Here is a 12,301-nt window from a genome sequence, read left to right as displayed (position 1 = left end):
GGCCTTCTAGAAGCACGATGCCATCGTCCGCACGGCCGCGCTGATCTCGCACTCCTGCCAGGCCGCAAAGCCGAGCAGCAGGCCGTGATCGCGGGGCCGGCCAAGCGCCAGGCTGGACAAGGCGCGTGTCTCGACCCCTGCCGCAACCAGCCGCTTCGCCGCCGCCTGATCAGTGCGACCGCGCTTGAGGCGGGCGACGAGTTGGATGCCTCCGGGGGGCACTTCGATCGAGAGCATACCGCCCAGCTGTCGCTCCAGTTCCTCGACGAGGTGATCGCGGCGCGCGTGATAGAGCCGGCGCATCCGGCGCAGATGCGCGAGAAAATGGCCGTCAGCAATGAACTCGGCGAGTGCCTCCTGGATGTGACTTGAAGCGATCAGCCCAATATGCCGCTGCGCGATCTCCAAGGTGTTGGCCAGTGCCGGCGGCGCGACGAGATAGCCAAGCCGGATATCCGACGTCATCGCCTTCGAGAAGGTGCCGACATAGAACACGCGGCCATGGGCATCGAGTCCCTGCAAGGCCGGAACCGGCCTGCTGTCGTAGTGGAATTCGCCGTCGTAATCGTCCTCCACGATCCAGGTCTTGCCGGGCCTGCTCAGGCCGAGAAACTCGGTGCGGCGGGACAGCGACATCAGCCGCCCGGTCGGATGCTGATGGGAGGGTGTCATAAAGATCAGCTTTGGTGCCGCAAGCCCCGGCATCCGTTGCATACCCTGCTCGTCCAGTCTGATACCGCTCACGCGTGCACCGTACGCCCGGAAGGCAGCCGCAGCACCGGGATAACCGGGATCCTCGACCCAGACGTCATCGCCGGGCGTGACAACGGTCGTGGCAATCAAGGTCAACGCAGCCTGTGCGCTCGGCAGGATCATGATCTGGTCTGCGGTGGCCCGGACACCCCGGCTGGTCGCCAGATAATCCGCGAGCACCTCGCGCAGGCGCGTCCGGTTAACCGGGCCGAGCTCGCGCCTGGCAGCACGCACCGCATTGCGGCGCAAGCAACGCGCCCAGACCTCGTCCGGAAACTCTCTGAAATCGCCGTGCCCCGGGCGCAACGGCCTTAGTGATGCCTGATAGGACATCGGCCAGTCGGTCTGCTTGAGACTAGAGGCCCAGGGCGACAGTTGCGGCTTACCGGAGCGTTCGCGCGCCACAGCAGCACCCGCTCCTATCCTACGTCCGCCTCCATCGACCGTGACCACCGGACGGCGGCCGTGCGACGCCTCTATATATCCCTCGGCGGCAAGCTGCTCGTACGCATGAGTGACGGTGTTGCGGGAGACGCCGAGATCGCCCGCGAGCCGACGGCTCGACGGCAGCGCCCGCCCCTTGCCGAGACGGCCGCTCGCGATCAGGTCTCTGAGCTGGCTCGTCAACTGCGTCACCAGCCCCGCGTCGTCCGTCCGTTTCAAGTCGACCAGAGCGGAGATCACGTCTTCCAGAACTGGCATCTTCCTATTCTCAAATCTGGTACTTTTTCAGGTACCAGTACGATGCTATCCGGCGAAGTGAACTGCTTCAAGGACTCCGAGATGAACTCACTCTCATCCCGCGCGGCCGTCGGCCTCTTCCTCATCGTCGTGCTGGCCTGGGGTGTGAACTGGTCGATGACGAAGCAACTCGTGCAATTCGTTCCACCGCTATGGACCGCGGCGATCCGAAGTTGGATCGCGCTGGTCGGCCTCATCACGATCCTCGGATTGAGCAAGAATCTGGTGATCCCGGAACGACGCGATATTCCCGTGATCCTCAGCGTCGCGCTGCTGCACATGACGCTGTTCTCAACCCTCGTCGCCGCGGGCCTGCGCTTCCTGCCCGCAAGCAAGGGCATCGTGCTCGGCTACACCACGCCGCTCTGGGTCGCACTCGCCGCGCCCGTGCTCGGAAAGGAGGCGCTGACCGCGCCCAAGCTTGCCGGCGCTCTGCTCGGACTGATCGGGCTTGCCGTCATCCTGAATCCATCCTCGATTGACTGGACCAATGCAGGCGTCCTGCTCGGCGCCGCGATGGTCATCCTCGCCGCGATCTCCTGGGCCGCGAACATCATCTATATCCGCGCGCATCGCTGGATCGCATCGCCGCTCCAGCTCCTGCTCTGGCAGGTGCTCGTGGCCACGGCCGTGCTATCGGCGCTGGCGATGATCATCGACGGGCTGCCGCACGTCGAGTGGTCATGGAGGCTTGTGTCGCTCTTCCTGTATTCGGGCCTGATCGGGACGGCGTTGGCCTATTGGGCGATGTCAATGGTCAACAAGAGCATCTCGGCCCTGACGACGTCGCTCGGGACCACCGCGACGCCGCTTGTCGGCATCGCCAGTGCCGCGGTCCTGCTGAGTGAGCCGATCGACACCAGCCTTGCCATCGCGGCCGGACTGATCGTCACCGGCATCGGTCTTGCGACGCTGGGCGATCGACTGCTGCGCGGTCAGGCCACTGCGAGGGGGTGAGCCCGCAGTGCACCGCGCAGGCCTGCCGTCGTGCCAAGCAGGATGCCGGCGAACGCGATGAATGACCCCAGCGCGAGCGTCGAAAGGCCGGTGAGGCCCTGCCCGATCGAGCAGCCGAACGCCATCACGCCGCCGATGCCCATCAGCGCCGCGCCGCTCCCCGAGCGCACCATGTGGCGCGGCGAGGAATAGCCTTCGAGCTTGAAGCGGCCCGTTGCGAGCGCCGTCGCGAAGCTACCGCCGAAGACGCCGACAACCGTCGCGACGCCGAAGTTGAGCGTCAGGCCGGTCGAAAGCATGGCGTATTGCAGGGTATCGGCGATCGGCGCGATGAAGGTGAGGGAGGTGACCGGGACGGGGTTGAAATCGTCAGCGCCGAGGTAGCCGGTGACGTACCAGCCGCCGGCGACGAGCAGGCCCACAATGACACCTGCTGCGATCTGCCCTGGCGAGCGTCGAAACGCCGGGTGAGCGAAAGCGAACAGGATCAGCGCGACAACGGTCGCGGCGGCGGCAAGCGCGCGCGAAAGTGATTCCGAGAGACCGAGCATCACCAGCACGGAGGGCAGCGAATTTGCGCTGACGGTCGTTTGCGAGGCTTGCACCAGCGCGATACGCGCCGGCGCGATCAGGCCCTTCAGCGTCATCTGCGCGGCGATGGCGAGAACGATCACGACGACGAAAGAGCGGAGATTGCCGCGGCCGAGCAGGACCAGCGCCCGCGAGCCGCAGCCATTCGACAGCACCATGCCGTAGCCGAACAGCAGGCCGCCCAGGAACAGTACTGCCGGTGAAAACGAAGTCTGCAGGTAGATCGACTTGTTGAGGTCGACCATGCCGCCGCCGGCGAGGAACTGGCTGGCGGCGATCGCAACCGCAATCGCCAGCGCGTAGCTCCGCACAAGCCGCCCATCCCCCTCCGCCAACCATCCCCGCATGCTGCTCATCAGGCAGAAGCCGCTGAGCAGACCGACGGCGCCGTACATCAGGCCTATAACGATGCCGAAGAGGATGACGAGTTGTACGGATTCCATCGGTGGGTTCTCAGGCCTTTCGCCATCTTCCGTCATTGCGAGGAGCGAAACGACGACGCAATCCAGACTGTCTCCCCGGACGCATTTCGGGATTGCTTCGCTGCGCTCGCAATGACGGTGTGTTACGGCTTCAGGATCACACGGTCCCGCGACGAGCCCGCGACTGCAACGTACGCCTCCTTCGCGCTCTCGAGCGGATAGACGGCATTCGCGTTAATCGGGAACGGCTTCAGATGGCCACCCGCAAAGCCGGGGCCGAGGTCGCGCAGCACGGCGCCTGTGGCGGCCGACGACAGCCCCAGCGTGTCGATGCCGACATAGGTGTGCTGGCCGCGATAGAATTCGAGGATGTTGAACTGCACGATGCGGTCGATCGCGGCGATCAGAATCTGGCGGCCACGAAGCCCAAGCGATTTGTGCGCAGCCTGAAAATAGGGATCACCGACGGTGTTGAAGACGATGTCGGCGCCCTTCCCGCCAGTCAATTCGCGCACGCGCGGGGCCACGTCGGTCGTGGAGGCGTCGATCACCTCGACGGCCGCATTGGCATGGCCTTCATAGGCTTCCGCCTTGCGCACCACGCCGATGACGCGCGCACCCTTCCAGGTCGCGATCTGCACTGCGGCCTGGCCGACCTTGCCGTTGACACCCATCACCAGCACGGTCTCGCCGCTGTTCGGCACGCCTGCGCGGCGAAAGCCTTCCATCGCGGTGACAAACGGCACGCCGATCCCGGCGGCCTCTTCCCAGGACACGGACATGGGCTTCTCAACGACCGCATCGGCTTCGACCACGAGATGACTCGCATGCGTGCCGTCACGACGGATGCCGAGATCGCCGGACGAGCCGAACACCTCGCGACCGACTGTTCCGGCCGGCCCGTCGATCACCACGCCGGCATAGTCGCGGCCCGGTGTGCGCGGGAACACGGCATAGGGCATCAGCCCGGTCGCGGCCTTGACGTCGGATGGATTGACGGCTGCGGCTTTGACCTCGATTAGCAGGTCGCACGGGCCGCGCGTGAGCGTCCTGCGCTCGACCACCGGCGAGAGCGCTGCCGCGTTCTCAGCCTTGGCGTTGAGGCGCACACAGCGTGCCTCGACCGTTTTGGTATCAGCTGGTGACATCGAAAACCCGCGATTTCTCGCGGGCCTTGTCGCCTTTGGGCGTCACCAAGTCAATCCGTCCAGTCAATCCTTCGGCCGCTTGTCGTAGAGCCGCTTGGCCTTGCCGAGCGAGCGTTCCAGAGTGGCGGGCGCAACCACCTGCACCTTCGAGCTGATCCCAATCGTGTTCTTGATGTGGGTCGAGATCCGATCGGCATGGTCGAGAAGACCCCGGCCGTCCCAGCTTTCGGGCCGCGCCTCCGCGATGATGGTCAGTTCGTCCATGCGGCCTTCGCGGGTCAGTTCCAGGATGAAGTGCCCACCGCACCAGTCGGTCGCAAGCAACACTTCCTCGATCTGGGTCGGAAACAGGTTGACGCCGCGCAGGATGATCATGTCGTCGGAGCGGCCGGTCACCTTCTCCATCCGCCGCATCCCGGGCCGCGCCGTGCCGGGCAAAAGCCGCGTCAAGTCGCGGGTGCGATAGCGGATCACTGGAAAGGCTTCCTTTGTGAGTGAGGTGAACACCACCTCGCCCTTCTCTCCATCCGGCAGCACCGCGCCGGATTCGGGGTCGATCACCTCCGGGTAGAAATGGTCCTCCCAGATGTGCAGGCCGTCCTTGGTCTCGATGCATTCCTGCGCGACGCCGGGCCCGATCACCTCGGAGAGACCGTAGATGTCGGTCGCGTCCATGTCGAAGGCGTCCTCGATCTCGCCGCGCATCGCATTGGTCCAGGGCTCGGCCCCGAAGATGCCGACCTTGAGCGAGCACTGGCGCGGGTCGAGCTTCTGGCGCTTGAACTCGTCGAGGATCGCAAGCATGTAGCTCGGCGTCACCGTGATGATGTCAGGGCGGAAGTCGTTGATGAGCTGCACCTGTCGCTCGGTCATGCCGCCGGAGATCGGCACCACGGTGCAGCCGAGCTTCTCGGCGCCGTAATGCACCCCCAAGCCGCCGGTGAAGAGCCCGTAGCCGTAGGCGTTGTGGATGATCATCCCGGTGCGCCCGCCGGCGGCGCGGATCGAGCGCGCCATGACTTCCGACCATGTGTCGATATCACGCTGGGTGTAACCCACGACGATCGGCTTGCCCGTCGTGCCTGACGAGGCATGCACGCGCACCAGCTTTTCGCGCGGCACGGCGAACATGTCGAAAGGATAGTTGTCGCGCAGGTCCGTCTTCGCGGTGAACGGAAATTTCGCGAGATCCGACAGTTCGCGGAAGTCGGACGGATGCACACCGGCCTTGTCGAAGGCGTTGCGATAATGCGTGACGTTGTCGTAGGCGTGCTTCAGCGACCAAGCCAGCCGCTGCTTCTGCAGCGCCATGATCTCGTCGCGCGAGGCGCGCTCATATGCATCCATCTCGGCGCTATAGGTAGTGGCACCTTCCTTGAGCCTCGTCAGAGCCATCCTTGTTTCCCCACATTGATTTATTCTCTTCTTTGCTCTTACTGATCTTGCGTCGGCAGCCACGTGCCGGGAACGACGCGCGAATGTCCGCGGAATTCCGCTATGACAGTGTCGCCCACGGTCACGCGCACGTCATAGATGCCGGAGCGGCCGCCGCGGGTGACCTCCCGCGCGTTCGCAATGAGCCGGTCGTCCAGCCTGCCCGGCTTGATGAAAGTGATCTGCCCCTGCGCTGCCACGACGCGCTCATTGTGAGAGTTGCAGGCAAACGCAAAGGCGGAATCGGCGAGCGTGAAGATGAAACCGCCATGGGCGATGCGTTGGCCGTTGACCATATCCGGCCGCACCGTCATCGCGAGCGTTGCAAAGCCCGGGCCGATCTCGACGATCTCCATGCCGAGTCCCTTCGAGGCATCGTCCTCTGCCCACATGGCGTCAGCGCAAGCGCGGGCAATATCCTCGGGTGACAGGGCGGCTTTGACGTTCACGAGCTTCTCCCGGCCAAGTTCTTAAAGATGATGTTCTGCTGGATGGCTGGCACTGTCAAATAATGCGACGCATTTGCATTCATGGGGTCCGATCCGCCCGATCAGACATGATCATAATCGACCACGACCCGCTCGGACGATGGTTTCGCCTGGCAGGTCAGGACGAAGCCGGCCTTCAGCTCCCATGGTTCCAGAGAATAGTTGAGGTCCATCAGCGCCTCCCCCTCCACCAGCTTGGCGCGGCAGGTCGAGCACATCCCGCCCTTGCAGGCGAAGGGCAGGTCGAGACCGGCGCGGAGCGCTGCATCGAGGATGGCTTCGTCCTCGGCAACGGGTACGTCGCGATGCTTGCCGTCGATGATGAGGGAAGCGATCGCCTTCGGCGGCGCATCGGGAGCAACGGCCTTCTTCGGCCGCGGCTTGCCGCCGAATTCCGAGACGAAGCGCTCGACGTGGATGCGTTCATCCGTGATGCCGAGATTGCGGCAGGTCGCCTCGATCTCCTCACTCATGCCAAGGGGGCCGCAAATGAAGACGTGATCGACATCCTCCGCCGGCACCAGCGAACGCAGCAGCACCCTCACCTTTTCCCCGTCGAGCCGGCCATGCAGGATCGGGATGTCCTGCTCCTCGCCGGAGATGACGTGGAAGATCGAGAGACGATCGATGAAGCGGTCCTTCAGCTCCTCGAGCGCTTCGAGGAACATGATGTTATCGGTGGTGCGGTTGCCGTAGAACAGGAAGAATCGGCTGTCCGGCTCGCGCGCCAGCACGCCCTTCACGATCGACAGGATCGGCGTGATGCCGGATCCTGCGGCAAAACCGACATGGATGCGCGCGCGTTCTGCCGGGGGAACCACGCCGAAGCGGCCGGTCGGCGTCATTACGTCGAGCTGGTCGCCGCACTTCAGTTCGTCCGCCGCCCAGCTCGAAAATGCACCCCCATCGACCTTCTTCACCGCGATACGGATCTCACCGTCGTCAGGGCCGGAGCAGATCGAATAGGAGCGACGCACCTCCTCGCCGTCGAGCGAGGTGCGGAGCGTAAGGTACTGGCCGGGCGTGAAGGCGTAGTCGTCGGCAAGTTCGTCCGGGATGGCGAAGGTCATCGAAATGGCGTTCGATGCCTCGCGGCGGAGATCGTTTACGGCCAGACGGTGAAAGCGCGGTGCAGCTGCGGACATTACGGGCGCCCTCGATCAGTCCTTCCGCCGTCATTGCAGGCGCAGCGAAGCAATCCAGAAATTCTCCATGGAAGCAGTCCGGATTGCTTCGCCGCAAGAACTCCTCGCCATGACAATCGGGTTGGCATCGTGCGTCTCTCAATGACACTTGAAATAGTCGAAGGGTTCACGACAGGACTTGCAGCGCCAGAGCGCCTTGCAGGAGGTGGATCCGAATTCGGACAGCAGTTCGGTCTGGTCTGAGCCACACTGCGGGCACGCCACCGCCTGCGCGCCGAACAGCGCACGGCGGGAGCTCGATGCTTGCGGCGGCGCGATGCCGTAGGCGCGCAGCTTGCGGCGGCCGTCCTCGCTCATCCAGTCGGTCGTCCAGGCCGGCGACAGCACGGTGCGCACCTTTGGGTGACGGAAGCCGGCGCGCTCCAGCGCGAGCTCGATTTCGAGCGCAATCATGTTCATGGCCGGGCAGCCCGAATACGTCGGAGTGATCGCGACCTCGACACGATCGCCGTCCAATAACACATCGCGCAGTACGCCAAGATCGGCGATGGTCAGCACCGGAATTTCGGGGTCTACGACGCTTGCCGCAGCGTCCCAAGCCCGCCGGCGCAGCTCGCTGTCGCGCTCCAGCATCGTCACCATGTCAGCCCCGGGAAGGTGCGCTGCATCGATTGCAATTCGGACAGGAGATGGCCGAGATGCTCGCTGTGCCGGCCGGACCGACCACCTTGCTGCATCCAGTCGTTCTGGGGCAGTTCGAGCGTGGCTTCGCCGACGACGTCGGACAGCGCCGCAAACCAGCGACCGCGCAAGCTCGCCGGATCTATGGCGACGCCGGCATCGATCAGGTGCCGCTCGCCGTCGTCGACCGCAAACATCTCGCCGGTGAACGCCCAGAGCTGATCGATCGCGGCTTGTGCCCGTCGATGGCTCTCCTCAGTGCCGTCGCCGAGCCGGATGATCCATTCCGAGGCGTGGCGCAGGTGATATGCGCTCTCTTTCTCCGACTTCGCGGCGATCGCCGCCAGCGTCGCGTCGCCCGAGCCCATCATCGCACGCCAATAGAGGTCGGCAAAGCCGGAGTAGAACAGCTGCCGCACCAGCGTCTGCGCGAAATCGCCATTCGGCTGCTCGACCAGCAGCAGATTGCGATACTGCCGTACGTCGCGCAAGTATGCGAGCTTGTCCTCGTCGTTGTCCTTGCCTTCGACCTTGGCGGCGTAGCTATACAGCTCCCGCGCCTGGCCGATCAGGTCGAGCGCGATGTTGGAGAGCGCCATGTCCTCTTCCAGCATTGGCGCGTGCCCGCACCATTCGGAGAGCCGGTGACCGAGGATCAGCGCATCGTCGGCGCGGCGCAGCACGTAGAGCACCAGCGGCGTTTCGGAGACCTGGATGTTGGCGACCGCCATTACATGTGCCCCACTTCTTCCGGCACCTCGTAGAACGTCGGATGCCGGTAGATCTTCGATTCCGCCGGCTCGAACATCATGCCCTTCTCGGCAGGATCGCTCGCGGTGATCGCGCTCGAAGGCACGACCCAGATCGACAGGCCTTCGCCGCGGCGGGTGTAGATGTCGCGAGCGGCCTGCAGGGCCATGGTGGTGTCGCTGGCATGCAGCGATCCCACATGCTTGTGCGCAAGCCCATTGCGGCTGCGAATGAAGACTTCCCACAGCGGCGTGTTCGGCGTGGCCATATTGATCTCCCTATTCGGCAGCTTGCGCGCTCTGACGCTGCCCACGCTTGGCGGCATAGGCGGCGGCTGCCTCACGCACCCAGGCGCCATCCTCATGCGCCTTGCGGCGCGCGGCCATGCGGTCGCGGTTGCACGGGCCGTTTCCCGCAAGCACCTGCTTGAACTCGGTCCAATCGATCTGGCTGTAGCGCCAGTGCCCGTCGGCATCCTGAATCATGCCCGGATCGGGAATGCTGAGACCGAGATATTGCGCCTGCGGCACGGTGGCATCGACGAACTTCTGGCGCAGCTCGTCGTTGGAGAAGCGCTTGATCTTCCATCTCGTCGAGGTGTCACTGTGCTGGCTCGCGGCATCGGGCGGGCCGAACATCATCAGCACTGGCCACCACCACCGGTTCAGCGCGTCCTGCGCCATCGCCTTCTGCTCGTCCGAGCCGCGGCACAACGTCAGCATGATCTCGTAGCCCTGGCGCTGATGGAAGGACTCCTCCTTGCAAACGCGGATCATGGCGCGCGCATAGGGGCCGTAGGAGCAGCGGCACAGCGGGATCTGGTTCATGATCGCCGCGCCGTCGACAAGCCAGCCGATGGTGCCGATGTCGGCCCAGGTCAGCGTCGGGTAATTGAAGATCGAGGAATACTTGGCCTTGCCCGCAAGCATGGCGTCAACCAGCTCTTCGCGCGAAGCGCCTAGCGTCTCGGCAGCGGCGTAAAGATAAAGCCCGTGGCCACACTCGTCCTGAACCTTGGCGAGCAGCGCGGCCTTGCGGCGCAGCGTCGGCGCACGCGTGATCCAGTTGCCCTCTGGCAGCATGCCTACGATTTCGGAGTGTGCGTGCTGGGAGATCTGCCGGGTGAGGGTTTTGCGATAGGCCGCCGGCATCCAGTCGTTCGGCTCGATGCGTTCCTCGGCGTCGATCCGGGCCTGGAACTGCGCAGCCTTGGCGGCGTCCTCAAGAGCGCGATCGTCGCTCTCGGCCGTGTTGAGCGCCTGGGTATACATGCGCATTCTCCCGATTTATTGGAACGCAATATATAACGAAATTCTTCTCATGCAAGATATTTCTGTAACATATGATCAGGCAAACCTCCGTTCCAGAAGCTTCCGGGCCGCCGGAAGCGGCCCCTTCTCGTTGGTTCCATGACCGTCGAGCCATTGCTCCGATGGAGCAAGGAGCCCGCGATAGATCTCGCCGCAGAGTTCACGGGCGGCCCGGCCCGGCCAATCCGCCGGCAGCAGGCTCTCCGGCAGCAGCGGGTCGCGCAGTACGACTCGGCGATAGTAGTGGATCAGCAGGATCCGCGCCGTAAAGGCGTCGGGCTCCGACAAGTCCGTACCGCGCGCGAGCGCGGCGCGCAGCGGTTTGAACGTCTTCATGAATTTGAGATAGGCGTCCGCGGTGCGTTGCAGCGGCCAGCTTGCGCTCAGCAGGCGGCGGCCGCTGTCATCTTCAGCCGAAACTTCGAGACGGATGGCCCCCGCCGCTTCGTCCGGCACCAGCACACCTGACGGTGCGACCCAGACGCCCGGCAGCGGACTTCCGAACCCGGCGTTGCGGAGTGCCTCGCGCGAGGCGTCGCGATCCTCACCATTGCCGATCAGCAGCAACTCGAAGCGGCCGGTCCACTCAGACGGCGGCGGATCATAGATGTGACGCGTCGCCGCCTCGAACGTCTGGCGGCCTTTCTCGGCGAGACGGTAAAAACTGTTGCGACCGACCTTTTCGCGCGTCAGCCAGCCATCGGCCGCGAGGCGCGACATCGCGGTACGCACGACACCGCTGTCGATGTCGAGACCCTCGAAGAACTCCAGCAGCGTGCCGAGCCACACCGAACCACCGCGCGGCACGATGGCATCCCCGAACACGGTGATGACGATGGATCCGGTGCGCGACGGCTCGCGCTTGAGCTGGTCGATGATGCGGGAGAGCGGATGCGCCATGCGCGAGGCATAGCGCGTTTGGTGCGGGCGCGACAATGGATGGGAGCGACAATGCGAACGCCGGGCTGCATCCTTCAAGACGGCGCCTCTCGCCTCCTCGGGATGAGGTCCAATCCCCGTGGGGGCGTCACCACGCTTAACCCTCATGGTCAGGAGCGCGGCAACGCCGCGCGTCTCGAACCATGCAGGGTTCGGCTATCTGTGCGGGTCAGGATAGGCGAGGCTGCGCCAGCCGCTGCGATCGAACGGCCGCCACTGGCCTTCCTTCTGTGCGAGCCGGTCGGCCACGGCGTAGACGACGGCGGGATGATGGCCCATGCCGCAATGGCTGCTCTCGACCTCGATGCTCTCGGTCTGCGCCCCCGCCTTCTCCATGCAGCCCTGCCAAGCGCAGACGCCGTCAGTGCGGCTGAAGATGGCGGTGGTCGGCACCGGCGGCGGCACGGCGAGCTCGCCGCCGAACTGCGGATCGACCTCGTCGGACTTCCGTCCGCTCGCCCATTCGTAGACGCGCCAGGCATTTGTCGAGCGCGGATGACCGGCAAAGGGGCTCCCGAGCGTGATGACCTGGCGCACGCGATCGGGCGCCATCTTCGCGAGCTGGCGAGCATAGAGGCCGCCGAGGCTCCAGCCGACCAGGCTGATCTTGCGGCCATGCGTGTCGCTGAGCTCGTGCACCAGATCGACCATCGCGTCCTGAACGCCCGGACGGAGGCCGTAGTTGCGGCCCTGTCCCCAACCGCTCACCGCGTATCCCTTGCTGGTCAGAAACGTGCGCAGCGCGCGCGTGGACCCATCGGAGGCGACGAGGCCCGGCAGCACCAGCACGGGGTGCCCATCGCCGCTCGGCGCAAGACTCAGCAGCGGCAGCGCGCTGAGGAAGGCACCGAACTCGTGGATCGCGCGCCCTTCCAGAAACATCAGGGTACGGGACGGCGGACGCAGCGGCTGGGCGGAAGCGGTCATCAATGGTCCCTTGAA

General features: G+C 64.7%; 13 protein-coding genes. 1 reads left to right on the top strand and 12 read right to left on the bottom strand.

The window, feature by feature from the left end:
* Window positions 1-6: 6 nt before the first annotated feature.
* Window positions 7-1,455, bottom strand: coding sequence for a MocR-like pyridoxine biosynthesis transcription factor PdxR (pdxR, locus tag ASG57_RS07590; protein ID WP_029674129.1), 1,449 nt, complete (start codon window positions 1,453-1,455; stop codon window positions 7-9).
* A gap of 81 nt (window positions 1,456-1,536) precedes the next feature.
* Here pdxR and ASG57_RS07585 point away from each other — a divergent pair, with 81 nt between their 5' ends.
* Entirely contained in the window at window positions 1,537-2,451 is a 915-nt protein-coding gene (locus ASG57_RS07585; protein ID WP_057195979.1) for a DMT family transporter, read from the top strand.
* Here the strand turns inward: ASG57_RS07585 and ASG57_RS07580 are convergent.
* From ASG57_RS07580 to ASG57_RS07530, 11 genes are all read right to left on the bottom strand, one after another.
* Window positions 2,430-3,485 (bottom strand): YeeE/YedE family protein, encoded by a 1,056-nt coding sequence (locus tag ASG57_RS07580; protein WP_024340033.1) that lies wholly within the window; start codon window positions 3,483-3,485, stop codon window positions 2,430-2,432. The genes ASG57_RS07585 and ASG57_RS07580 overlap by 22 nt on opposite strands.
* Window positions 3,486-3,607: 122 nt before the next feature.
* Window positions 3,608-4,612 carry a quinone oxidoreductase family protein gene (locus ASG57_RS07575; protein WP_024340034.1) on the bottom strand — a complete coding sequence of 335 codons (1,005 nt, stop codon included), beginning with the start codon at window positions 4,610-4,612 and terminating at the stop codon, window positions 3,608-3,610.
* A 63-nt stretch (window positions 4,613-4,675) separates the two neighbouring features.
* The gene (gene paaK, locus ASG57_RS07570) at window positions 4,676-6,007 is read right to left on the bottom strand and encodes a phenylacetate--CoA ligase PaaK (RefSeq protein ID WP_024340035.1); all 1,332 of its coding nucleotides are present in this window, start codon (window positions 6,005-6,007) and stop codon (window positions 4,676-4,678) included.
* 38 nt (window positions 6,008-6,045) lie between these two features.
* On the bottom strand, window positions 6,046-6,495 hold the full coding sequence (paaI, locus tag ASG57_RS07565; protein WP_024340036.1) for a hydroxyphenylacetyl-CoA thioesterase PaaI: 450 nt from the start codon (window positions 6,493-6,495) through the stop codon (window positions 6,046-6,048).
* 101 nt (window positions 6,496-6,596) lie between these two features.
* Window positions 6,597-7,679: a 1,2-phenylacetyl-CoA epoxidase subunit PaaE gene (gene paaE, locus ASG57_RS07560; RefSeq protein ID WP_024340037.1), complete on the bottom strand. Its 1,083-nt coding sequence runs from the start codon at window positions 7,677-7,679 to the stop codon at window positions 6,597-6,599.
* 138 nt (window positions 7,680-7,817) lie between these two features.
* Complete coding sequence (gene paaD, locus ASG57_RS07555) at window positions 7,818-8,321, bottom strand: 1,2-phenylacetyl-CoA epoxidase subunit PaaD (RefSeq protein WP_024340038.1); 504 nt, start codon at window positions 8,319-8,321, stop codon at window positions 7,818-7,820.
* A complete protein-coding gene (gene paaC, locus ASG57_RS07550) occupies window positions 8,315-9,091 on the bottom strand; it encodes a 1,2-phenylacetyl-CoA epoxidase subunit PaaC (RefSeq protein WP_024340039.1) in 777 nt (258 codons plus the stop codon). The genes paaD and paaC overlap by 7 nt, the downstream gene beginning before the upstream one ends.
* Window positions 9,091-9,378 carry a 1,2-phenylacetyl-CoA epoxidase subunit PaaB gene (gene paaB, locus ASG57_RS07545; RefSeq protein WP_024340040.1) on the bottom strand — a complete coding sequence of 96 codons (288 nt, stop codon included), beginning with the start codon at window positions 9,376-9,378 and terminating at the stop codon, window positions 9,091-9,093. Before paaB ends, paaC begins: the two co-directional genes overlap by 1 nt.
* Window positions 9,379-9,388: 10 nt before the next feature.
* Window positions 9,389-10,381 carry a 1,2-phenylacetyl-CoA epoxidase subunit PaaA gene (paaA, locus tag ASG57_RS07540; RefSeq protein WP_024340041.1) on the bottom strand — a complete coding sequence of 331 codons (993 nt, stop codon included), beginning with the start codon at window positions 10,379-10,381 and terminating at the stop codon, window positions 9,389-9,391.
* Window positions 10,382-10,456: 75 nt separating this feature from the next.
* Window positions 10,457-11,320: a phenylacetic acid degradation operon negative regulatory protein PaaX gene (gene paaX, locus ASG57_RS07535; protein WP_024340042.1), complete on the bottom strand. Its 864-nt coding sequence runs from the start codon at window positions 11,318-11,320 to the stop codon at window positions 10,457-10,459.
* Window positions 11,321-11,515: 195 nt separating this feature from the next.
* Complete coding sequence (locus ASG57_RS07530; protein ID WP_024340043.1) at window positions 11,516-12,286, bottom strand: esterase/lipase family protein; 771 nt, start codon at window positions 12,284-12,286, stop codon at window positions 11,516-11,518.
* Window positions 12,287-12,301 lie beyond the last annotated feature (15 nt).

This window comes from Bradyrhizobium sp. Leaf396 (assembly GCF_001424605.1).
GTDB classification, from domain to species: Bacteria; Pseudomonadota; Alphaproteobacteria; order Rhizobiales; family Xanthobacteraceae; genus Bradyrhizobium; species Bradyrhizobium japonicum_C.
This window is presented reverse-complemented; position numbering and strand designations above follow the sequence as displayed.

What these genes read in the sequence shown, in the direction of transcription:
- paaA (WP_024340041.1), bottom strand. Translation starts at nt 10,381, where the DNA reads ATGTATACCCAGGCGCTCAACACGGCCGAGAGCGACGATCGCGCTCTT.
- paaK (WP_024340035.1), bottom strand. Translation starts at nt 6,007, where the DNA reads ATGGCTCTGACGAGGCTCAAGGAAGGTGCCACTACCTATAGCGCCGAG.
- ASG57_RS07575 (WP_024340034.1), bottom strand. Translation starts at nt 4,612, where the DNA reads ATGTCACCAGCTGATACCAAAACGGTCGAGGCACGCTGTGTGCGCCTC.
- pdxR (WP_029674129.1), bottom strand. Translation starts at nt 1,455, where the DNA reads ATGCCAGTTCTGGAAGACGTGATCTCCGCTCTGGTCGACTTGAAACGG.
- paaB (WP_024340040.1), bottom strand. Translation starts at nt 9,378, where the DNA reads ATGGCCACGCCGAACACGCCGCTGTGGGAAGTCTTCATTCGCAGCCGC.
- paaC (WP_024340039.1), bottom strand. Translation starts at nt 9,091, where the DNA reads ATGGCGGTCGCCAACATCCAGGTCTCCGAAACGCCGCTGGTGCTCTAC.
- ASG57_RS07585 (WP_057195979.1), top strand. Translation starts at nt 1,537, where the DNA reads ATGAACTCACTCTCATCCCGCGCGGCCGTCGGCCTCTTCCTCATCGTC.
- paaE (WP_024340037.1), bottom strand. Translation starts at nt 7,679, where the DNA reads ATGTCCGCAGCTGCACCGCGCTTTCACCGTCTGGCCGTAAACGATCTC.
- paaD (WP_024340038.1), bottom strand. Translation starts at nt 8,321, where the DNA reads ATGGTGACGATGCTGGAGCGCGACAGCGAGCTGCGCCGGCGGGCTTGG.
- paaX (WP_024340042.1), bottom strand. Translation starts at nt 11,320, where the DNA reads ATGGCGCATCCGCTCTCCCGCATCATCGACCAGCTCAAGCGCGAGCCG.
- ASG57_RS07580 (WP_024340033.1), bottom strand. Translation starts at nt 3,485, where the DNA reads ATGGAATCCGTACAACTCGTCATCCTCTTCGGCATCGTTATAGGCCTG.
- ASG57_RS07530 (WP_024340043.1), bottom strand. Translation starts at nt 12,286, where the DNA reads ATGACCGCTTCCGCCCAGCCGCTGCGTCCGCCGTCCCGTACCCTGATG.